The sequence below is a fragment of the Agromyces intestinalis genome (assembly GCF_008365295.1).
GTDB classification, from domain to species: domain Bacteria; phylum Actinomycetota; class Actinomycetes; order Actinomycetales; family Microbacteriaceae; genus Agromyces; species Agromyces intestinalis.
Genome location: NZ_CP043505.1, coordinates 407189 through 427943, shown reverse-complemented (window position 1 = coordinate 427943; position 20755 = coordinate 407189). Strand labels below are relative to the sequence as shown.

Sequence of the window (20755 nt, the reverse complement as noted above, 5' to 3'; positions counted from 1 at the left end):
GCCATGACAGATGTCACGGGCAGGTCGTGACGCCGTACGGGGGAGGCGCGTGGCCGCGCCCGACAGCATGGAGCCATGGACAACGCACCCCTCACCATCAGCGGCCGCGCGGCCGTCGAAACAGGCCCGCTCCTCGCGGTCGACGCCCGCGGGATCACCAAGCGGTTCGGCAGGGTCGCCGCGGTCGCCGGCGTCGACCTGCAGATCGCGCGCGGCGAGATCGTCGCCTTCCTGGGGCCGAACGGCGCCGGCAAGTCGACCACCATCGACATGCTGCTCGGCCTCGCCAAGCCCGACTCGGGCAGCGTGTCGGTCTTCGGGCGTTCGCCGCGCGCGGCGATCGCGCAGGGCTTCGTCTCGGCGGTGCTGCAGACCGGGGGTCTGCTGAACGATCTCACCGTGCGCGAGACGGTCGAGCTGACCGCGAGCGTCTTCGCCGACGCCCGACCCGTCGACGAGGTGCTCGAACGCGCCGGAATCCGCGAGATCGGCGATCGCATGGTCGGCAAGTGCTCGGGCGGCCAGCAGCAGCGTCTGCGATTCGCGATGGCGCTGCTCAGCGACCCCGGCCTGCTCATCCTCGACGAGCCGACCACCGGCATGGACGTCGAGGGCCGGCGCGACTTCTGGAGCGCCATCCGCGCCGACGCGGCCCGGGGCCGCACCGTCGTCTTCGCGACCCACTACCTCGATGAGGCCGACGCCTACGCCGACCGCATCGTGCTGCTCCGCCAGGGCCGCATCGTCGCCGACGGTACCGCCGCCGAGATCCGCAACCTCGCGTCGGGCCGCGTCGTGCACGCGACCATCCCCGATGCCGACCCCGTGGCGCTCGCCGCGATTCCCGGCGTCGAGCGGGTCGAGGCGCGGGGCGAGCGCTTCGCCATCACGACCCAGGACTCCGACACCCTCGCCCGAACGCTGCTGACCACCACCACGGCCCGTGATCTCGAGATCACCGGGCAGAACCTCGAGAACGCGTTCCTCGCGCTCACCTCGGAAGGACAGGACCGATGACCGCCGCCGCGACCACCACCACCGCACCCGCTCCCGACCGCGTCAGCCTCGACCGGCGCGTGCCGCCGTTCGGCGGCTTCAACCTCACATTCCTCGGCATCGAGCTGAAGCGCAAACTCCGCAACCGCCGCACGCTGCTGTTCACGATCGTCTTCCCGGTCGCGATGTACCTGCTGATCGGCTACCCGCTGCGCGACGAGTCGATCGGCGACGTGCCCGTCGCGCAGGGCGGCGTCTCGGTCGCCGCATACATCATGGTCTCGATGGCGGTGTACGGCACGATCATCTCGGCCACCGCCGCCGGCAGCGCCGTCTCGGTCGAACGAGCCCAGGGCTGGACGCGCCAGCTGCGGCTCACGCCCCTCAACCCGCTCGCAGGCGTGGCGACCAAGGTGATCGCGGGCATGCTGCTCGGCCTGCTCGCGATCGTCGCGACGTTCATCGCCGGCGCGGCGACGGGCATCCGGCTCGCGCCCGAGCAGTGGATCCTCTCGGGCATCGCCGCGTGGCTCCTGGGCGCCGCCGTGTTCACGACGCTCGGTCTGCTGGTCGGCTACCTGGTGCCCGGTGAGAACACCGCGCAGGTGACGAACCTCGTCGTGGTGTTCCTGAGCTTCATCGGCGGTCTGTTCTACCCGATCGACTCGATGGCCCCCGTGCTGCAGCAGGTCGCCGCCTTCACGCCGGTCTCCGGCATCGGGCAGATCGCCCGTGCCCCGATCACCGGCACCGACCTCGACTGGCTGTGGCTCGCGAACGCGATCGCCTGGCTCGCGATCTTCGTCGCGGGCACGGTGTGGGCGTTCCGTCGCGACACCAAGCGCGGCTGAGCCCGGCCGTCGGCCCTATCGTGGAGCGAGTGAGTGGAGGACGCGCCATGGCCGATGCGACGGTGATCCGAAGCGGCCCGACCTGGCCGATCCTGCCGGCGTCGATGGCCGCGACCGGCCGCGCGTCGGTCGCCGCGTCGCTCCGCTCGCGAGCCGCGGTCAGCTGGTACGTCGGCGCCGGCATCTCGCTGCTCTGGCTCGCGACCCTCGTCGAGGACGTCGTCGGGGCATCCCGCGGCCCGGCGAGCGCGGCCATCGGCGTCGCGCTCGTGGTCGTGTACGGGCTCGCCTTCCTCGTCGCCGGGCCCACCGTGTGGGCGCTGCCCGTGCGCGGTCGGCTGCTGGTGGTCGCCGGCCTCTGGGCGTACACCTTCGTCTTCACCCCGTGGGTCGGCTGGGCGATCGGCGGCACCTGGACCTACGTCGGCGTGCTGATCGGGGTCTGCGTGCTCGACTGGCGACTGACCTGGAAGCTCGTGTTCGGTCTCGGCGCGCTCGCGGTCGTCACCGGCTACCTCGCCTACGGGCCGGTGCAGGACATCTTCTTCGCCCCGGCGATCACGGTGTCGATCTCGGCGATGATGGCGGCGTTCGCCCGCAACCTCGCCTCGATGAACCAGCTGCGCGCCGCCCAGGCCGAGCTCGAGCGGATGGCCGTCGAGCAGGAGCGGGGCCGGGTGGCCCGCGACATCCACGACATCCTGGGCCACTCGCTCACCGTCATCACCGTGAAGGCCGAGCTCGCGCGCAAGCTCGTCGAGGTCGACGCCGAACGTGCCGGTCGCGAGATCGGCGAGGTCGAGGACCTCGCTCGCGGTGCGCTCGCCGACGTACGTGCGACGGTCGCGGGGTTCCGCGGCGTGTCGGTCAGCGGCGAGCTCGCTGGGGCGCGCACCGCGCTCGAGGCGGCGGACATCGTGGCAGACCTGCCGGTGTCGACCGAGCAGGTGCCGGCCGGGTTCCGCGAGCTCGCCGGGTGGGTGGTGCGCGAGGGTGTCACGAATGTGATCCGCCACGCGAGCGCACGCACCTGCCGGGTTCGGCTCGATGCGCACGGCATCGAGGTCGCCGACGACGGCGTCGGGCCGTCGGCGGGCGCCGAGGGTGCCGGGGGTGCAGCGTTCGACACCGCGAACGCCTCGAACGGCCTGCGCGGGCTGCGCGAGCGGGTCGAGTCGGCAGGGGCTCGCCTCAGCATCGGTCGCAGCGACCTCGGCGGCTTCAGCCTGAGGGTGGCCTGGTGAACGCGGCGGACGGGCGAGGCATCCGCCTGCTCATCGCCGACGACCAGGCGCTCGTGCGCGGTGCGCTGTCGGCCCTGCTCGGCCTCGAACCCGACATCGCGGTGGTCGCCGAGGTGGGGCGCGGCGACGAGGTGCTCGCCGCGGCGCGCGACGCGCGCGCCGACGTCGCGCTGCTCGACATCGAGATGCCGGGAATCGACGGCATCCAGGCAGCGGCGCAGCTGCGCGATGAACTGCCCGGATGCCGCGTGCTCATCGTCACCACGTTCGGCCGCCCGGGCTACCTGAAACGCGCGATGCAGGCCGGGGCATCCGGGTTCGTCGTGAAGGACACGCCGGCGGCGCAACTCGCCGACGCGGTGCGGCGAGTGCACGGCGGATTCCGGGTGGTGGACCCCGGGCTCGCGGCGGAGTCGCTCACGCAGGGCGACTCGCCGCTCACCGAGCGCGAAACGGACGTGCTCTCGGTCGCGCGCACGGGCGCGTCGAACGCCGAGATCGCGCGCATCCTGCACCTGTCGGAGGGCACCGTGCGCAACCACCTCTCGAACGCGATCGGCAAGACGGGCGGTCGCAACCGCGCCGACGCGGCGCGCATCGCCGAGCAGAACGGCTGGCTCTGATCCCGAGCGACCCGGGGGTGCTTCAGCGCACGAGCAGCGGCCGAAGCCGGTACGGGATGAGTTCGCCCATCGCGAGCGACGTCTCGGTGCGCTCGACGCCCTCGATCGCCAGGATCTCTCCGTCGATGCGGAACAGGTCGTGCACGTCGCGGCAGGCGACCCGCACCAGCAGGTCGACGGCGCCCGAAAGGCCGTGCGCCTGCACCACCTCGGGGATCTCGGCGATGCGCTCGATGACCGAGCCGAGCTGCTTCTGCTGCAGATGCACCGAGACGAACGCCTCGAGCGGGAACCCGAGCGCACCAGGGTCGATGCTGCGGTCGAAGGGGAGGAAGGCGCCGGATGCCTCGAGTCGCGCCAATCGTGCCTGCACTGTGTTGCGCGAGAGGCCGAGCCGGTCGGCGAGGGCGACGACCGTGGCGCGGTGGTCATCGGCGAGGGCGGCGAGGAGGTCGCGGTCGATCCGATCGAGTTCGCGCATAACGCGCAATCTAGCACCGGATCCTCCGCAACGTGTGGGCGACATGCTCAAGCCGATTCGGAATGCTTGAGCTGACTGATCGATCGGCTTACGCTCGCACCAACCGGCGACGAGGCCGGCCTCGGCACGGCGCCCACAAGGTGCGGCCGACGAGCAGGAGGATCGATGATGACCCCCACCGACCCTGTGCGTACCGGGCTGCTGACCCGTGACGACGAACACGACCTCACGCGGATGCTCGAGCCCGACGGCACCCGCCGGGCCGACGCCGAGCTCGACCCCTGGATCGCCGACCTCGACGTCTCGCGCCTCACCGAGCTCTACACGGATCTCGCCGTCGTGCGGGCGCTCGACGCCCAGGGCGTCGCGCTGCAGCGGCAGGGCGAGGTCGGGCTCTGGCCGCCGCTGACCGGCCAGGAGGCCGCGCAGGTCGGCTCCGCCCGTGCCCTGCGCGCCGACGACTACGTGTTCGCGAGCTATCGCGAGATGGGCGTGGCCTGGGCCAGGGGCGTCGCGCCCGTGGGCCTGGTGATCGAGTGGCGCGGGGCCGCGGCATCCGGTTGGGTGCCCGCTGAGCACAACCTCGCGGTGCCGCAGATCATCATCGGCGCGCAGTCGCTGCACGCGACCGGCTGGGCCATGGGGGCCGCCTGGGACGGCGCCGACTCCGCCGCGATCGCCTACTTCGGCGACGGAGCGACGAGCGAGGGCGACGTGAACGAGGCACTCGTGTTCGCCGCGAGCTTCCAGGCGCCGGTCGTCTTCTTCTGCCAGAACAACCACTGGGCGATCTCCGAGCCGGTCACCCTGCAATCGCGTCAGCCCCTGGCACGCCGGGCCGACGGCTTCGGCATGCCCGGCATCCGAGTCGACGGCAACGACCTGCTGGCCGTCATGGCAGTCACCCGTCGCGCCCTCGACCGCGCCCGCCGCGGCGACGGCCCGACCTTCATCGAGGCGGTCACCTACCGGATGGGCCCGCACACGACGGCCGACGACCCGACCCGCTACCGCGCGGCCGACGAGATCGAGTCGTGGCGGGAGCGCGACCCGCTCGCGCGCCTGCTCGCACACCTCGGCGCGCTGGGCGCCGACATCGAGGCCGTCGAGCGCGACGCGAAGGTCGTGGCCGACGCGGCCACGACCGAGATGCGCGAGGCCTGCCGCGCCATCCCGCAGCCCGAGCCGATGAGCGTCTTCGACCACATCTACGCCGAGCCGAACAGCCACCTCGAGCGCCAGCGCGATCGCTACGCGCGCTACCTCGCGATGTTCGACGACGGCGCCGGCGCTCAGGGCGAGGAGGCCGCACGATGACCACCATGACCCTCGGCAAGGCCCTGAACTCGGGCCTGCGCCGCGCACTCGCCGCCGACGACCGCGTCGTGCTGATGGGTGAGGACATCGGCGATCTGGGCGGAGTGTTCCGCATCACCGACGGACTGAAGGCCGAGTTCGGGGCGAACCGCGTCGTCGACACGCCGCTGTCGGAGGCGGGCATCATCGGCACCGCGGTGGGTCTCGCATACCGCGGGTTCCGCCCGGTCGTCGAGATCCAGTTCGACGGATTCATCTACCCGGGATTCGACCAGATCGTCGCGCAGGTCGCGAAGCTGCACTTCCGCACGCGGGGCACGGTGAAGATGCCGATCACCATTCGGGTGCCGTTCGGCGGCGGCATCGGTGCGGCCGAGCACCACTCGGAGTCGCCCGAGGCGTACTTCGCGCACACGGCTGGGCTGCGGGTCGTGGTGTGCTCGAACCCGCAGGACGCGTTCGTGATGATCCAGCAGGCGATCGCGAGCGACGACCCCGTGCTGTTCTTCGAGCCGAAGCGCCGGTACCACATGAAGGGCGAGGTCGACGAGCAGGCGAGCCTCGCCGATCAGAAGCCGATGGGCCTCGCGACCGTCGCCATGCCGGGCGACGACGTCACCCTCGTCACCTACGGCGCACTCGTGCAGACCGCCCGCGATGCCGCGACCGCCGCCGCGGAGGAGGGCGTGTCGATCGAGGTCATCGACCTGCGTTCGCTCGCCCCGATGGACGTGCGCACCATCGAGCAGAGCGTTCGCCGTACCGGCCGACTGGTCGTCACCCACGAGGCGGGAGAGCAGGGCGGCGTCGGCGCCGAACTCGTCGCCCGGGTCGCCGAGAGCTGCTTCGAGTACCTCGAGGCCGCACCTGTGCGGGTCACCGGGCACGACATCCCGTACCCGCCGGCCAAGCTCGAGCAGCACCACGTGCCCGACCTCGATCGCATCCTCGACGGGGTCGACCGCGCCCTCGGCCGGCCCAACTCGCTGAGCGGAGTGGAGGCGTGAGCATGATCCGCGAGTTCCCGCTGCCCGACCTCGGCGAGGGCCTCACCGAGAGCGAGGTCGTCGCCTGGCGCGTCGCGGTCGGCGACCGCGTCGAGCTCAATCAGATCGTCGCCGACGTCGAGACCGCCAAGGCCGTCGTCGAGCTGCCGTCGCCGTTCGCGGGCGTCATCACGGCACTGCACGCCGAACCCGGGCAGACCGTCGACGTCGGTGCCCCGCTGTTCTCGTGCGATACCGGGGAAGACGCAGCGCCGTCTTCGGATGCTTCGGATGCTTCGGATGCCTCGGGAGCCGCGGGCTCGGATGCCTCGGGCTCGCTGCGCGAACCGGGCGAGCCCGGCGTCGTGGGCGGCCCCGTGACCCCCGCCGAGACGCGCGAGCCGACGCTCGTCGGCTACGGGGCCTCGGCCGAGTCGGGCCCACGGCGCCGTTCGCGGCGTGCGGGGGTCGCCGCCGGACCAGTCCCATCCGGTGGTGCACCACGCGTGCCGGGCCCCGCCGGTGAGACGACCGGGCTCGGCACGCGCACCGCCGAACGCCCGCGGTCGACCCCGCCGGTGCGCAAGCTCGCACGCGACCTCGGCGTCGACCTCGAGCGCCTCGCCGGCACCGGGGAACGCGGACTCATCACCCGGGCCGACGTCGAGGCCGCCGCCACCGAGGTGCCCGAGGCATCCGGCCGGCTCGCTTCCGAAACCCGCATCCCGATCGCGGGCGTGCGCAAGCACACCGCGGCCGCGATGGTGCAGAGCGCGTTCACCGCGCCGCACGTCACCGAGTTCCTCACCGTCGACGTGACCGCCGCGATGGACCTCCTGCGCAGCCTGCGCGACGACCGCGCGTTCGCCGCGCACCGCATCACGCCGCTCGCGCTCGTCGCGAAGGCGGTCTGCATCGCGGCACGCCGCACCCCCGAGGTGAACTCGCACTGGGACGAGGACGCCCGCGAGATCGTGCGGTACGCCCACGTGAACCTCGGCATCGCCGCGGCGACCGAGCGCGGGCTCGTCGTGCCCAACATCACAGGTGCCGACGACATGACCCTCACCGAGCTCGCCGACGCGATCACCGCGCTCGCCGAGACCGCGCGGGCCGGGCGCACGTCGCCGGCCGACATGACGGGCGGCACCATCTCGATCACGAACGTCGGTGTCTTCGGCGTCGACGCGGGCACGCCGATCCTCAACCCCGGCGAGGCGGCGATCCTCGCGATCGGGCAGGTGCGGCGCCAGCCGTGGGAGTTCCGCGGCGAGATCGCGCTGCGTGAGGTGATGACGCTGTCGCTGTCGTTCGACCACCGGCTCGTCGACGGCCAGCAGGGCTCACGATTCCTCGTCGACGTCGCCACGATCTTGCGCGATCCCGGCCGAGCCCTCACCATGAGCTAGGGGAGCATGCCGCGGGGGCGGTGTGCGATGCAGGCGATCGGAAGGTGGGGGCATGGACGATCGGCAGGTGCTCGACGAGGCGGCCACGCGCGACGTGCTGACCGGAACGGCGTTCACGCACGACGGCGACCGCCTGGTCGCGACGTACGAGACGGGCGACTTCCTCGGTGCGGTGCGTCTGCTCGATCGGGTGGCCGAGGTCGCCGAGGTCATGCAGCATCACCCCGACGTACGGCTCGGCTACGGACGCATCACGTTCGAGCTGTGGTCGCACGACGTCGGCGGCGTCACGCCGCGCGACCTGCGCCTCGCCGAACGCATCGAGGAGCTCGCTGCGTACTGAGCTCGGGCTGAACCCGCCGCTCGGAGTTCTCCTGCGCCACCTCACGCGCCCGTCAAACGGGAACACTTTCGAGGATGGGGAGGACGCTGCTGTGGAGAAGTGTTCCGAATCGTCGAATGTGTTCCCGCGGTCGCGGGGGCGTGAGCCGCATGCGGTGACGACCGTGGGTACAGCAGGGCGGGTTCAAGCGAGCAGCGACGCCCACGCCATGCGCTCGAGCAGGTCGCGCACGACGGCGGCGCTCGGGCGGCGGCCGGGGGTGCGCGCGCTGTGCGGCGTGGAGTTCATGAGTCCGAACGCGGCGTGGGCGCGCACCCGCAACTCGGCCTCGGGCTCGCCGGGCCGCAGTGCTCCGAGCGTCGCCACCCAGTGCTCGACATAGCGGCGCTGCAGGGTGCGCACCTCGTGGCTCGCACCCGGGTCGAGGTGGGCGAGTTCGCGGTCCTGCACGACGATGACGTCGGCCTCGGCCAGCGCGAAGTCGACGTGGTGCGCGATGAGCGCGCCGAGCACCTCGGCCGGGTCGGATGCGGAGCCCGCGACGCGCTCGGCGCCCTCGAGCAGGCGCCGGCTGGCGTCGAGCAGGATCGCGGCGAGCACCCCGGCCTTGCCCGGGAAGTGCCGGTAGACGGCCGGGCCCGACACACCGGCGGCGTGGCCGATCTCCTCGATCGTGACGCCCGCGTACCCGCGTTCGGCGAACCGGCCGGCGGCCGCGTGGAGGATCGCCTCGCGTCGGTCGGCCTTGCGTCGGCTGCGCTCGGTCGTGGTCATTGCCATGTGGGTGCACGCTCGCTAGCATCGGGGATCGAGTTAGTGCAGACTAACTGAAACTCGGCCACCGGCTCAAGCGGCGCGCCGTCGACGACGACAGGAGACCGCCCATGGCCATCCTCCGGAGCAGCATCGATCCGGCGGCCGCCGAGTCCCGGGCGAATGCCGAGGGCCACGCTGCACTCGTCGCCGAGCTGCGGGAACGCCTCGCCCGCGCTGCACTCGGCGGGCCCGAGGCATCCCGCCAGCGTCACGTGGCGCGCGGCAAGCTGCTGCCGCGCGACCGGGTCGACCGCCTGCTCGACGAAGGCAGCCCGTTCCTCGAGCTGTCGCCGCTGGCCGCCGAGGGCATGTACGACGACGACGTGCCGGGCGCCGGGCTCATCGCCGGAGTCGGGCTGGTGCACGACCGGCCCGTGATGGTGGTCTGCAACGACGCGACGGTCAAGGGCGGCACGTACCATCCGATGACCGTGAAGAAGCACCTGCGCGCGCAGGAGGTCGCCCTCGAGCACCGCGTGCCGTGCGTGTACCTCGTCGACTCGGGCGGCGCGTTCCTGCCGCTGCAGGACGAGGTGTTCCCCGACCGCGAGCACTTCGGGCGCATCTTCTTCAATCAGGCGCGCATGTCGGCCGAGCGCATCCCGCAGCTGGCCGCGGTGCTCGGCTCCTGCACCGCGGGCGGCGCCTACGTGCCCGCGATGAGCGACGAGTCGGTGATCGTGCGTGAGCAGGGCACTATCTTCCTCGGCGGACCGCCGCTCGTGAAGGCCGCGATCGGCGAGGTCGTCAGCGCCGAAGCGCTGGGCGGCGGCGAACTGCACGCCCGCATGTCGGGCGTCGTCGACCACCTCGCCGACGATGACGAGCACGCGCTCGAGATCATGCGCGACGCGATCGCGACGCTGCCGCCGCCGCCCGGGCGCGCGTGGGCGGTGCGCGAGCCCCGCGAGCCCCTCGTCGACCTCGCGACGCTGACCGCCGCCGTGCCGGTCGATGTGCAGCGCCCGTACGACGTGCACGAGGTCATCGCCCGGATCGTCGACGGCAGCGAGTTCGCCGAGTTCAAGCCCGAGTACGGCGACACGCTCGTCACCGGTTTCGCCTGGATCGACGGCCACCCGGTGGGCGTCGTCGCGAACAACGGCGTGCTGTTCAGCGAGTCGGCGGTGAAAGGCGCGCACTTCATCGAGCTCTGCGACCAGCGCGGCATCCCGCTCGTGTTCCTGCAGAACATCTCGGGCTTCATGGTCGGCCGCGAGGCCGAGGCCGGCGGCATCGCCAAGCACGGCGCGAAGATGGTCACTGCGGTCGCGACCACGCGCGTGCCGAAGCTGACGGTCGTGATCGGCGGCTCGTTCGGCGCCGGCAACTATTCGATGTGCGGGCGGGCGTACTCGCCCCGGTTCCTCTGGATGTGGCCGAACGCGCGCATCTCGGTGATGGGCGGCGAGCAGGCGGCGTCGGTGCTCGCGACGGTCAGGCGCGATCAACTCGAGGCGCGCGGAGAGGACTGGTCGGATGCCTCGGAGCAGGCGTTCCGCGCGCCGATCCGCGAGCAGTACGAGAGCCAGGGCAGCCCGTACCACTCGACCGCCCGGCTCTGGGACGACGGCATCATCGACCCCGCCGACACCCGCACGGTGCTGGCGTTCGCGCTCGAGCTGGCGAGTCGCACGCCCCTGCCCGAGCCGGCGTTCGGGCTGTTCCGGATGTAGAGTCGGCCCGCCGCCGTCTCGCTCGTCAGGCATCGGACATTCCGGAGGCTCAGTGGAGGGCAGGGCAGGGCAGGGCAGGGCGGGGCGGGTCAGGATGCCGCGGCGGCCTCGTGCACGTGCCGCACCGCCTCGGCGACCCCGCCGTCGAAGGGCGTGCCGTGCCCCGGCAGCACCCAGGTCGCGTCGAGGTCGGCGATGCGGTCGAGCGAGGCGAGCGCTTCTGCGGGGTCGTCGGTGAACGGCGCCGGCTGGGGGCCGGTCGCGCCGGTGAGCACGTGCCGGGTCGTGAGCGCATCGCCGACGAACACGGCGTCGACGGCGGGCACGTGCACCGCGATGCTGCCGGGGGAGTGCCCGGGCAGCCCGATCACCCGCGGCGCGCCGGGCAGGTCGAGCACATCGCCGTCGGCGACCTCGACGACCTCGCCCACGTACTTCGGCATGAGGCCGCCGTGCGTGCCGGCGTAGCCGAGGAACCGCAGCACAGGCCCGAGACGCATGCGCCCCCAGGAAGGCGAGGTCTTCTCCTCGCCGCGAGCGCGTGCCGCGTCGGCAGCGTGCGCGTGCACGGGTACGCCGTACTCGGTGCGCAGCCGCTCGGCGTAGCCGATGTGGTCGCTGTCGCCATGCGTGAGGACGATGCCCCGGATGTCTCGGGGCGAGCGCCCGATCGAGGCGAGTTCGCGCTCGAGATCGCGGAACTGGCCGGGGATTCCGGCATCGATGAGCGTGACGCCGTCGCCGGCGACGACGAGGTAGGCGGCCACCAGATCGTTGCCGACGCGGTGCAGGCCGGGTGCGAGACGCATGGGGTGCTCCAGTGCTGTCGAGAGAGGGGATTGATGATGGCTACGATACGTAGCTATGATGGCTACTGTCAATAGCCATCGCCCACGATGGCGGAACGATCAGGGAGGTCCGTATGCCGACGCCCGAACGCACCTCGCTCGACCGGATGGTTCGCGCGGGCCGCGCGCTCGTCGACGACGGCGGGGTCGACGCGCTCACCATGCAGGCGGTCGCTGCGCGGGTCGGCGTCCGCGCGCCGTCGCTGTACAAGCGGGTGCGCAATCGCGAGCACCTCGTCGGGCTCGTCGTCGACGACGTGGCGCACGAGCTCACTCAGCGGCTGGCCGCGGCATCCGCTGCGGTTCGTGGCGAGCCCGAGGCGGTCGAGGGCGACCCGAGCGCCCGTCTGTCCACGCTCGCCCGCGCGCTGCGCGAATGGGCGACCGCGAACCCGGCCGCCTTCGGGCTGCTGTTCATCGAACCCGAGCGCGACCTCGGCTCCGAGGCCGCCCTGCGCGACGCGAGCCGGGCCGTGGTCGACGTCGCCGAGGCGATCGTCGGCCCCGACGACGCGCTGCCGTTCGCGCGCACGGTCACCGCCTGGGCGAGCGGGTTCCTGGCGATGGAGCTCGGCGGCCGGTTCCGGCTCGGCCCGGGTGTCGACGAGGCGTACGAGTACGGCATCGGCGTGCTCGCGCGGGGAGCGGTGCGCGCGTCCGAGCTCGCGTGACTTGTCGATTCGGTTAATGGTCACTAACATGAGTTCCGGTTAGTGATCACTCACCGAATTGGCGCGAGGAGGCGCGGATGGGGCAGTTCGAGCCGACCGCTCGTCCGTTCGAGCGCGTGCTCGTCGCCAACCGCGGCGAGATCGCGGTGCGGGTCATCCGGACGCTCCGACGCCTCGGCATCCACGCCGTCGCCGTGTACTCCGACGCCGACCGCGACGCTCCGCACGTCGCGCTCGCCGACTCGGCCGTGCGCATCGGCCCCGCGCCCGCGCTCGAGAGCTACCTCGACCCCACCCGCATCGTCGAGGCCGCGCTCGCCACCGGCGCGCAGGCCGTGCACCCCGGCTACGGGTTCCTCTCCGAACACGCCGGATTCGCCCGGGCCTGCGCCGACGCCGGCATCGTATTCGTGGGCCCTGGCGTGGAGGCGCTCGAGATCATGGGCGACAAGGTGCGTGCGAAGGCGCACGTCGCCGCGTCGGGCGTGCCGATCGTGCCGGGCGTCTCCGACCTCGACCTCCCCGACCCCGGCGACCGCCACCGCGATCGCGATCGCGACGAACGTCTCGTCGAGGCCGCCGCCCGCATCGGCTACCCCGTGCTCGTGAAGCCCTCGGCCGGCGGCGGCGGCAAGGGCATGCAGGTCGCCCGCGACGCCGGCGAGCTGCGCTCAGCCGTGCCCGCCGCCCGCCGCATCGCCGCAGCCGCCTTCGGCGATGACACGCTGCTCGTCGAACGGCTCATCGAGCGGCCCCGGCACATCGAGGTGCAGGTGCTCGGCGACGCCCACGGCGCCGTCGTGCACCTCGGCGAACGCGAGTGCTCGCTGCAGCGCCGCCATCAGAAGGTCGTCGAGGAGGCGCCGTCGCCCCTGCTCGACGAGGCGACGCGCGAGCGCATCGGCCGGGCCGCGTGCGACGCCGCGCGCAGCGTCGACTACCGCGGCGCCGGCACCGTCGAGTTCCTGGTCTCCGACGCGGCGCCCGGCGAGTTCTTCTTCATCGAGATGAACACTCGGCTGCAGGTCGAGCACCCCGTGACCGAGCTGGTGACCGGCGTCGACCTCGTCGAGCAGCAGCTGCGCGTCGCCGCGGGTGAGCCCCTGTCGTTCGCCCAGCACGACGTGCCGCTCGACGGGCACGCGATCGAGGCCCGCGTGTACGCCGAGAGCCCCGAGCGCGGGTTCCTGCCGGCGACGGGCGAGGTGCTCGCCTGGCGCGAGCCGACGGGCGACGGCGTTCGCGTCGACGCCGGCATCCGTACCGGGTCGACCGTCACCGCCGATTACGACCCGATGCTCGCCAAGGTCATCGCGCACGGGGCGACCCGAAGCGAGGCGCTGCGGCGGCTCGATGGGGCGCTCGCCGACACCGTGCTGCTGGGGGTCGAATCGAACACCGGATTCCTGCGGCGCCTGCTCGCCGACCCCGACGTGCGCGCGGGCGCGCTGCACACCGGCCTCATCGACGCGCTCGTCGCGCGGCTCGCCGGCGGCGCCGACGGCGCGAGCACGGATGCCTCGGGCGCGAGCCTGCTGCAGGCCGCCGCCGAGGCGCTCCTCGAGCGCGACGCCGAGGACGCGCGGGGCCGCATCGACGGCCCGGCAGCGTGGCGGCGCGAACGCGGCTGGCGCGTGGGCGGACGGGTGCCGACGGCCTACCTCGTCGAACCGGTCGCCGGTATCGACGGCGAGGGTCCGCTGCGCATCGTCGCGCCGGAACGGCTCGCCGACGCGGCATCCGGTCTCGAAGCGTCTCGAGTGGCATCCGAAGCTGAAGCCGCCGGGGCATCCGCCGCAGTCACCGCGATCGCACCCGACGGCACCGTCTGGGTGCACGTCGCCGGCCGCACCGCGGCCGTGCGCCGCGTCGACCGCGCGACCGCGCTCGCCGCGCGCCGAGCCCGGCTCGGTCGGTCGGGCGCCCACGATCCCGAGCTCCGCGCCCCCATGCCCGGCACCGTCACCGCCGTGCTCGTCGCCGACGGCGACACCGTGCACGCCGGGCAGGCCGTCGTCGCCGTCGAGGCGATGAAGATGGAGCACCGCATCACCGCCCCCGTCGACGGCGTCGCCCGCGTCGCCGTCGCGGTCGGCGACCGAGTCGTGCGCGACCACCCCGTCGCGCGCATCGAGGCGCACGCCGACCACGGCGCCCGCTCCGAGGCATCCGCATCAGAACCCGCTCACGAGGCGGCGATCAGGAAGTGAGTCCGATGTTCCAGGAACTCCGCACCCGCGAGCAGGAGCTCTACGACACCGTCTGCGAGTTCGCCGACACCGTCGTCGCGCCCGCCGCCTACGAGTACGACACGAAGCGGCGCCTGCCGCTCGAGATCATCGCGCAGATGGGCGAGCTTGGCCTGTTCGGGCTGCCGTTCCCCGAGGAGGTCGGCGGCCAGGGCCGCAGCTACTTCGAGTTCTGCCTCGCCGTCGAGGCGCTCGGGCGCGTCGACCAGTCGATCGGCGTGACGCTCGAGGCCGGCGTCGGCCTCGGCATCATGCCGATCTACCGGTTCGGCACCGACGCCCAGCGAGACGAGTACCTGCCCGACCTGGTCGCGGGTCGCGCGCTCGCGGGATTCGGGCTCACCGAGGCGAGCGCCGGCTCCGACGCCGGGGCCACGCAGACCAACGCGGTGCTCGACGGCGACGAGTGGATCATCAACGGGTCGAAGCAGTTCATCACCAACTCGGGCACCCCGATCACGAAGCTCGTCACGGTGACCGCGGTCACCGGCGAAGAGGTCCGCGCCGACGGCTCGGTGCGCAAGGAGCTGTCGAGCATCATCGTGCCGAACGGCACACCCGGCTTCGAGGTGCTGCCCGACTACGACAAGGTCGGCTGGAACACCTCCGACACGCACCCCCTGCGCTTCACCGACGTGCGCGTGCCCGCCGCGAACCTGCTCGGCGAACGCGGACGCGGCTATGCGAACTTCCTCCGCTCGCTCGACGAGGGCCGCATCGCGTTCGCCGCGCTCGGCACGGGCGCCGCGCAGGGCTGCCTCGAGGAGGCGCTGCGCTACGCGAAGACCCGTGTCGTGTTCGGGCGACCGATCGGCGAGAACCAGCACATCGCGTTCAAAATCGCGCGGATGCAGGCGCGCGTGCACCAGGCTCGCCTCGTCTGGCACGACGCCGCCCGCAAGATGGACGCCGGCCGCCCGTTCAAGCTCGAGGCGTCGCTGGCCAAGATGGTGTGCGGCGAGGCGGCGATGGACAATGCGCGCGACGCCACGCAGATCTTCGGCGGCTACGGCTTCATGAACGAGAACACGGTCGCCCGCCACTACCGCGACTCGAAGATCCTCGAGATCGGCGAGGGAACGACCGAGGTGCAACTCATGATCATCGCGCGCGAACTGGGACTCGCGGGGTAGCGTGTCGGGCATGCGCGAGATCGTGCAGCGCGGGCTCTGGTTCGACGAGTTCGAGGAGGGCGTGCGCTACCTGCATCGCCCCGGTCGAACGGTCACCGAGGCCGACAACGTGCTGTTCACGACGCTCACGATGAACCCGCAGCCGCTGCACCTCGACGCGGCGTGGTCGGCCACGACCGAGTTCGGCCGGCCGCTCGTGAACTCGCTGTTCACGCTGTCGACGCTCGTGGGGCAGTCGGTGGCGCAGCTCACGCTCGGCACACTGGTCGCGAACCTCGGCTTCGGCGAGGTCGTGTTCCCGCGTCCCGTCTTCGTCGGGGACACGCTCTACGGCGAGTCGACCGTCGTCTCGAAGCGGTGGTCGTCGTCGCGGCCCGGGCAGGGCGTGCTCGTGCTCGCGCACGTCGCGCGAAACCAGCACGGCGACGAGGTCGCCACGGCGAGCCGCACCATGCTGGTGTGGGGCCGCGAGGCGGGGGAGCGGGCACTGGGTGCGGGCGGTGCGGCCGACTCGGGCGAGGCGGCCGGATGACGCGACCCGAGTTCCGGTTCGGCCCGGCGCTGCTCTTCTGCCCGGCCGACCGGCCCGACCGCTCCGAGAAGGCGCTCGAGCGGGCCGACGCGGTCATCCTCGACCTCGAGGACGCGGTCGCCGACGACGACAAGGATGCCGCTCGGCAGGCGCTCGTGGACACCCCGCTCGATCCCGAGCGGGTGATCGTGCGGCTGAACCCGGCCGCGAGCCCGCACCGCGAGGCCGACCTCGCCGCGCTCGCGCGCACCGACTACCGCACGGTCATGCTCGCCAAGTGCGAGGGCACCGCCGACCTGGTCGGGCTCGACGGGCTCGAGCTCATCGCACTGTGCGAGACCGCGCGCGGCGTGCTCGCCGCCGAAGCGATCGCCGGCGTGCCCCAGGTGATGGCGCTCATGTGGGGGGCCGAAGACCTCGTCGCCTCGATCGGCGGCACGTCGAGCCGGTTCCCCGATGGCGACTACCGCGACCTCGCACGGCATGCCCGCACTCGCGTGCTGCTCGCGGCGGCCGCGAACGGCGCCGCCGCGATCGACACCGTGCACCTCGACCTCGGTGACCTCGACGGGTTGCGGGCCGAGGCCGAGGACGCCGCCGCGTCGGGGTTCGCCGCAACGGCGTGCGTGCACCCGTCGCAGGTCGAGGTCGTGCGTGCGGCCTATCGGCCGACACCCGAGCAGCTCGAGTGGGCGCACGGCGTGCTCGCCGCCGCGCGTTCGGAGGCCGGCGTGTTCGCGTTCCGCGGCGGCATGGTCGACGGTCCGGTGCTGCGGCAGGCGACGGCGATCGTGCGGCGCGGGGCGTGAGACCGCCTGATCCGCCAACGATTCGGTAACGGTTCACGTTTCGTTCCCGGTTCGACGCGATGCGGCCACGTACGCTCGGTGTCAATCCTGGGGAGGAGGATCGAAGTGGCACGGCACCTGGGCTCGAGAACCCAGGCCGCGACCGTCGTCGAGACGACGTTCATCGAACGAGGCGCGGCCTCGATCGAACGGGCCGAGCCCGTGTCCTCCGAAACGAGGACACCCGCCACTCGATCCATCGAATCCAACCTCCTGTCGGGCCCGATCACGGTTCCCAGCCCGGTCGCACTCGGCGACACCGGCGCCGAGGTGCACCCGTTGGGCCTCGGCGGCAGCCTGTTCGGGTGGACCCTCGGCACCGAGGACTCCGAGCGCGTGCTCGACCGGTTCGTCGGCAGCGGCGGCAGCCTCGTCGACACTGCCGACAGTTACGCCGCCGGCCGCAGCGAGTCGATCATCGGGCGGTGGATGGCCTCGCGCCACGCGCGCGATCGCGTGATCATCACGACCAAGGTCGGGCGCGGCCCCGAGCACCCCGGCCTTCGCCCCGACGCGATCGTCGCTGCCGTCGACGAGTCGCTCGCACGTCTGCGCACCGACCGCATCGATCTGCTGATGCTCCACGGTGAAGACCCGGCGACCCCGCTGGAAGAGAGCCTCGGCGCGGTCGGCGCACTCATCGAGGCGGGCAAGGTGCGCGCGCTCGGCGCGGCCGACCTCTCGCCCGAGCGTCTCATCGAGGCACGCGTTCTCGCCGCGAACGGGCTGCCACGACTGCAGGCGCTCACCACCGAGTACAGCCTGATGCGTCGGCGCGGCTTCGAGGGCGCAACCGAGCTGGTGGCGCACGCGCAGGCGCTCGCGGTGCTGCCGTACTTCGCGCTCGCGAACGGGTTCCTCGGCGGGAATGTGCGGCGCCGGTCGGACGCGCCGCGCGACGCCCGCGGGGCGCGCATGCTCACCCACCTCGGCCGGCGCGGCCACCGGGTGCTCGCAGCCCTCGACGACATCGCGTTCCGGCGGGGATGCGAGCCCGCGACCGTCGCTCTGGCGTGGCTGCTCGCGCGCCCCACCGTCGTGGCGCCGATCGTCGGGGTGAGCCGACCCGAGCAGGTCGACGCCGTGCTGGCGGCCGCGTCGATCCTGCTGGCCAGGAGCGAGATCGTCGAACTGGACCGCGCCTCGGCGTGACCGCCCGGGCCGCCCGACGCGGGGTTGGGTAGGCTGTTCGGGATGAACAGCGCGGTCGACCTTCCTCTCGGTGCGGCCGAGCTGACCTTCGAGGCGTCGGGCGACGCGCTGGTGCGCCGCTCGGTGCTGCCGTCGGGCGTGCGCGTGCTCACCGAGCGCGTACCGGGCAGCCGCAGCGCCACCATCGGGTTCTGGATCGCCGTCGGCTCGCGCGACGAACACCCCGCCTCGGCCGGACTGCCGGCGACGTACGGTTCGACCCACTTCCTCGAGCACCTGCTGTTCAAGGGCACGCGAACCCGCACCGCGCTCGACATCGCGGTGTCGTTCGACGCGGTCGGCGGCGAGCACAACGCGCTCACCGCCAAGGAGTACACCTGCTACTACGCGAAGGTGCAAGACAAAGACCTCCCGATGGCGGTCGAGGTGCTCGCCGACATGCTGACGTCGTCGCTGCTCGACCCGGTCGAGTTCGAGAACGAGCGCGGCGTCATCCTCGAGGAGCTCTCGATGGCCGGCGACGACCCGGCTGATGTCGCGAACGAGCGGTTCTTCGAGGCCGTGCTCGGCGACCATCCGCTCGGCCGGCCGATCGGCGGCGACGCCGACACCATCCGGGCGGCGACCCGTGACGGGGTCTGGCAGCACTACCTGGCCAACTACCGGCCCCGCGACCTCGTCGTCACCGTCGCCGGTGCGGTCGACCACGACCGGGTCGTCGACGCCCTCGGCAGCGCCCTCGTCGCGGGCGGCTGGGATCTCGACACCCCGGCCGCGCCCGTCGACCGCCGGGCGACCGTGCCCGCCCTGCTCGGCGGCACGGGCCGCCTCACGGTCGTCGAACGCCCCAACGAGCAGGTCAACCTGCTGCTGGGGGTGCCCGGCATGCTCGCCACCGACGATCGGCGCGCGACGCTCAGCATGCTGAACGCGATCTTCGGCTCCGGCATGAGCTCCCGCCTGTTCCAGCAGGTCCGCGAGCGGCGTGGCCTCGCGTACGCCGTCTATTCGTTCGCCCCCGGCTACTCCGACGCCGGACTGTTCGGCATGTACGCCGGCTGCGCGCCGGCGAAGGCGCCCGCCGTGGCGGCGCTCATGCGCGCCGAGCTCGAGCGGGTCGCGACCGACGGCGTCACCGACGAGGAACTCGTGCGCGCCGCGGGCCAACTGGGCGGCGCCAGCGCGCTCGCCCTCGAAGACTCCGACACCAGGATGTCGCGGCTCGGCCGCGCCGAGCTGACGCTCGGCGAGTTCGCCGACCTCGACGAAGCGCTGCGGCGCATCGCACTCGTCACCGTCGACGACGTGCGCGTGCTCGCGGCCGACCTGGCGTCGCGGCCGTTCTCGCTGGTCGCCGTCGGCGCGACCGACGAGGCGGCCTTCCGCGGTGTGGTCGACGAGGCCCCACCGAGCACGGATGTCGCCTGAGCGGCACCCTTCCCCCTGCGATACAAGGAACCGAACACCGTGACCCACCACCTCTACCTCGTCCGCCACGGCGAGCAGCTCGACGCCGAGCACGGCGTGGCCGACGGGCCCCTCTCCCCGCGCGGGCGTCGGCAGGCCGAGCTCGTCGCCGAGCGACTCGGCGGCATCCCCTTCGACGCCGCCTGGCATTCGCCGCTGCAGCGGGCGACCGAGACGGCGAAGATCATCGCGGCGAAGATGCCGGCGCTCGAGCCCCAGCCGTCGTCGTTGCTGTTCGACTGCGTGCCGTCGGGCCCCGCCCCCGAGACGCCGTCGGCCTACGACCCGTTCTTCAAGTCCTTCACCGAGGCCGAGTTCGAGGCCGGCAAAGCGCAGATGACCGACGCGGTCGCCGAGTTCCTGCGCTCGTACCGCGAAGACCGGCACGAGCTGCTCATCACCCACAACTTCGTGATCGGATGGTTCGTGCGCGAGGTGCTGGGCGCCCCCGACTGGCGGTGGGTGTCGATCAACCAGGCCAACTGCGGGCTCACGGTGCTCAGCCAGAAGCCCGGCCGTCCGTGGAGCCTCGTGACCCACAACGACCTCGCGCATCTGCCGGCCGAGCTGCGCACCGGATTGCCCGAGGGCTACGCCGTCTGAGGCCGCGGCGTCAGCCGACCGGCTTTCGTAACCAGAGATCAGCGTTGGGGTTGTCGTTGTACGGCTCGACCGACACGTACCCGCTCGACCGGTAGAGGCCGCCGGCGGCCTCGAGGCTCGCGTTCGTGTCGAGCACGATCTCGTCGGCGCCGAAGCCCGCCGCGCGCCGCTCGAGCTCGACGAGCAGCCGCCGACCCTCGCCGCCGCCGCGCGCCGCGGGCCGCAGCCAGAGGTGCTTCACCTCGTACCGCACCGCACCGTCGGGACCGGGTTCGATGCGGCGGACGCCGCCGCACCCGACCGGCGTCGCCGGGCCCGAGGCATCCGTCTGCTCGACGAGCAGGAACACGCCCGCCGGGGGAGTGAATGCCGCATCGACCGGGAAGGTCGGCCGATACTCGCCCTGGGCGGCGGGGAACCCCGCCGCACGTTCGGCGAAGTAGCCGACGAGCAGCTCGTGGGCGTCGGGATCGGTCGGCATGGCCTCGCGGTACTGCAGCACCCGACCAG

At 72.5% G+C, this 20755-nt stretch carries 21 protein-coding genes; 17 read left to right on the top strand and 4 right to left on the bottom strand.

Annotation, left to right across the window (positions count from 1 at the left end):
* Positions 1-75 precede the first annotated feature (75 nt).
* Genes FLP10_RS02055 through FLP10_RS02040 form a run of 4 tightly spaced genes read left to right on the top strand, consistent with a single transcriptional unit; the run spans position 76 to position 3714 of the window.
* Positions 76-1017, top strand: a complete 942-nt coding sequence (locus tag FLP10_RS02055) for an ABC transporter ATP-binding protein (RefSeq protein ID WP_149159357.1) — start codon at positions 76-78, stop codon at positions 1015-1017.
* Positions 1014-1847, top strand: coding sequence for an ABC transporter permease (locus tag FLP10_RS02050; RefSeq protein WP_149159356.1), 834 nt, complete (start codon positions 1014-1016; stop codon positions 1845-1847). Before FLP10_RS02055 ends, FLP10_RS02050 begins: the two co-directional genes overlap by 4 nt.
* Before the next feature lie 47 nt (positions 1848-1894).
* A complete protein-coding gene (locus tag FLP10_RS02045) occupies positions 1895-3091 on the top strand; it encodes a sensor histidine kinase (RefSeq protein WP_149159355.1) in 1197 nt (398 codons plus the stop codon).
* The gene (locus tag FLP10_RS02040; protein ID WP_246150137.1) at positions 3088-3714 is read left to right on the top strand and encodes a response regulator transcription factor; all 627 of its coding nucleotides are present in this window, start codon (positions 3088-3090) and stop codon (positions 3712-3714) included. The genes FLP10_RS02045 and FLP10_RS02040 overlap by 4 nt, the downstream gene beginning before the upstream one ends.
* Before the next feature lie 22 nt (positions 3715-3736).
* Here the strand turns inward: FLP10_RS02040 and FLP10_RS02035 are convergent, their stop codons facing one another.
* A complete protein-coding gene (locus tag FLP10_RS02035; RefSeq protein ID WP_149159354.1) occupies positions 3737-4195 on the bottom strand; it encodes an Lrp/AsnC family transcriptional regulator in 459 nt (152 codons plus the stop codon).
* Between the two features lie 168 nt (positions 4196-4363).
* Here FLP10_RS02035 and pdhA point away from each other — a divergent pair, with 168 nt between their 5' ends.
* Genes pdhA through FLP10_RS02015 form a run of 4 tightly spaced genes read left to right on the top strand, consistent with a single transcriptional unit; the run spans position 4364 to position 8250 of the window.
* On the top strand, positions 4364-5512 hold the full coding sequence (gene pdhA, locus FLP10_RS02030; RefSeq protein ID WP_246150134.1) for a pyruvate dehydrogenase (acetyl-transferring) E1 component subunit alpha: 1149 nt from the start codon (positions 4364-4366) through the stop codon (positions 5510-5512).
* On the top strand, positions 5509-6519 hold the full coding sequence (locus tag FLP10_RS02025) for an alpha-ketoacid dehydrogenase subunit beta (protein WP_149159352.1): 1011 nt from the start codon (positions 5509-5511) through the stop codon (positions 6517-6519). The genes pdhA and FLP10_RS02025 overlap by 4 nt, the downstream gene beginning before the upstream one ends.
* 2 nt (positions 6520-6521) lie before the next feature.
* Positions 6522-7907: a dihydrolipoamide acetyltransferase family protein gene (locus FLP10_RS02020; RefSeq protein WP_149162029.1), complete on the top strand. Its 1386-nt coding sequence runs from the start codon at positions 6522-6524 to the stop codon at positions 7905-7907.
* A gap of 52 nt (positions 7908-7959) precedes the next feature.
* Positions 7960-8250 carry a 4a-hydroxytetrahydrobiopterin dehydratase gene (locus tag FLP10_RS02015; RefSeq protein WP_149159351.1) on the top strand — a complete coding sequence of 97 codons (291 nt, stop codon included), beginning with the start codon at positions 7960-7962 and terminating at the stop codon, positions 8248-8250.
* A gap of 183 nt (positions 8251-8433) precedes the next feature.
* Here FLP10_RS02015 and FLP10_RS02010 read toward each other — a convergent pair whose 3' ends face one another.
* Positions 8434-9030, bottom strand: coding sequence for a TetR/AcrR family transcriptional regulator (locus tag FLP10_RS02010; protein WP_149159350.1), 597 nt, complete (start codon positions 9028-9030; stop codon positions 8434-8436).
* 104 nt (positions 9031-9134) lie between these two features.
* Here FLP10_RS02010 and FLP10_RS02005 point away from each other — a divergent pair, with 104 nt between their 5' ends.
* A complete protein-coding gene (locus FLP10_RS02005; protein ID WP_149159349.1) occupies positions 9135-10742 on the top strand; it encodes a carboxyl transferase domain-containing protein in 1608 nt (535 codons plus the stop codon).
* An 89-nt stretch (positions 10743-10831) separates the two neighbouring features.
* Here FLP10_RS02005 and FLP10_RS02000 read toward each other — a convergent pair whose 3' ends face one another.
* Positions 10832-11551 carry an MBL fold metallo-hydrolase gene (locus tag FLP10_RS02000; protein WP_149159348.1) on the bottom strand — a complete coding sequence of 240 codons (720 nt, stop codon included), beginning with the start codon at positions 11549-11551 and terminating at the stop codon, positions 10832-10834.
* Between the two features lie 113 nt (positions 11552-11664).
* Here FLP10_RS02000 and FLP10_RS01995 point away from each other — a divergent pair, with 113 nt between their 5' ends.
* From FLP10_RS01995 to FLP10_RS01960, 8 genes are all read left to right on the top strand, one after another.
* Positions 11665-12261 (top strand): TetR/AcrR family transcriptional regulator, encoded by a 597-nt coding sequence (locus FLP10_RS01995; protein WP_149159347.1) that lies wholly within the window; start codon positions 11665-11667, stop codon positions 12259-12261.
* Positions 12262-12338: 77 nt separating this feature from the next.
* A complete protein-coding gene (locus FLP10_RS01990) occupies positions 12339-14471 on the top strand; it encodes an acetyl/propionyl/methylcrotonyl-CoA carboxylase subunit alpha (protein WP_149159346.1) in 2133 nt (710 codons plus the stop codon).
* Positions 14472-14476: 5 nt separating this feature from the next.
* Positions 14477-15643, top strand: coding sequence for an acyl-CoA dehydrogenase family protein (locus tag FLP10_RS01985; RefSeq protein ID WP_149159345.1), 1167 nt, complete (start codon positions 14477-14479; stop codon positions 15641-15643).
* Positions 15644-15653: 10 nt separating this feature from the next.
* Positions 15654-16175, top strand: a complete 522-nt coding sequence (locus tag FLP10_RS01980; protein WP_149159344.1) for a MaoC family dehydratase — start codon at positions 15654-15656, stop codon at positions 16173-16175.
* On the top strand, positions 16172-16984 hold the full coding sequence (locus FLP10_RS01975; RefSeq protein ID WP_149159343.1) for an HpcH/HpaI aldolase/citrate lyase family protein: 813 nt from the start codon (positions 16172-16174) through the stop codon (positions 16982-16984). Before FLP10_RS01980 ends, FLP10_RS01975 begins: the two co-directional genes overlap by 4 nt.
* A 105-nt stretch (positions 16985-17089) precedes the next feature.
* A complete protein-coding gene (locus tag FLP10_RS01970; protein ID WP_246150133.1) occupies positions 17090-18175 on the top strand; it encodes an aldo/keto reductase in 1086 nt (361 codons plus the stop codon).
* 42 nt (positions 18176-18217) lie between these two features.
* The gene (locus FLP10_RS01965; protein ID WP_149159342.1) at positions 18218-19603 is read left to right on the top strand and encodes a M16 family metallopeptidase; all 1386 of its coding nucleotides are present in this window, start codon (positions 18218-18220) and stop codon (positions 19601-19603) included.
* 39 nt (positions 19604-19642) lie between these two features.
* Positions 19643-20245, top strand: coding sequence for a histidine phosphatase family protein (locus FLP10_RS01960; RefSeq protein ID WP_149159341.1), 603 nt, complete (start codon positions 19643-19645; stop codon positions 20243-20245).
* 10 nt (positions 20246-20255) lie between these two features.
* Here the strand turns inward: FLP10_RS01960 and FLP10_RS01955 are convergent, their stop codons facing one another.
* Positions 20256-20747, bottom strand: coding sequence for a GNAT family N-acetyltransferase (locus FLP10_RS01955; protein ID WP_342780552.1), 492 nt, complete (start codon positions 20745-20747; stop codon positions 20256-20258).
* Between the last annotated feature and the right edge of the window lie 8 nt (positions 20748-20755).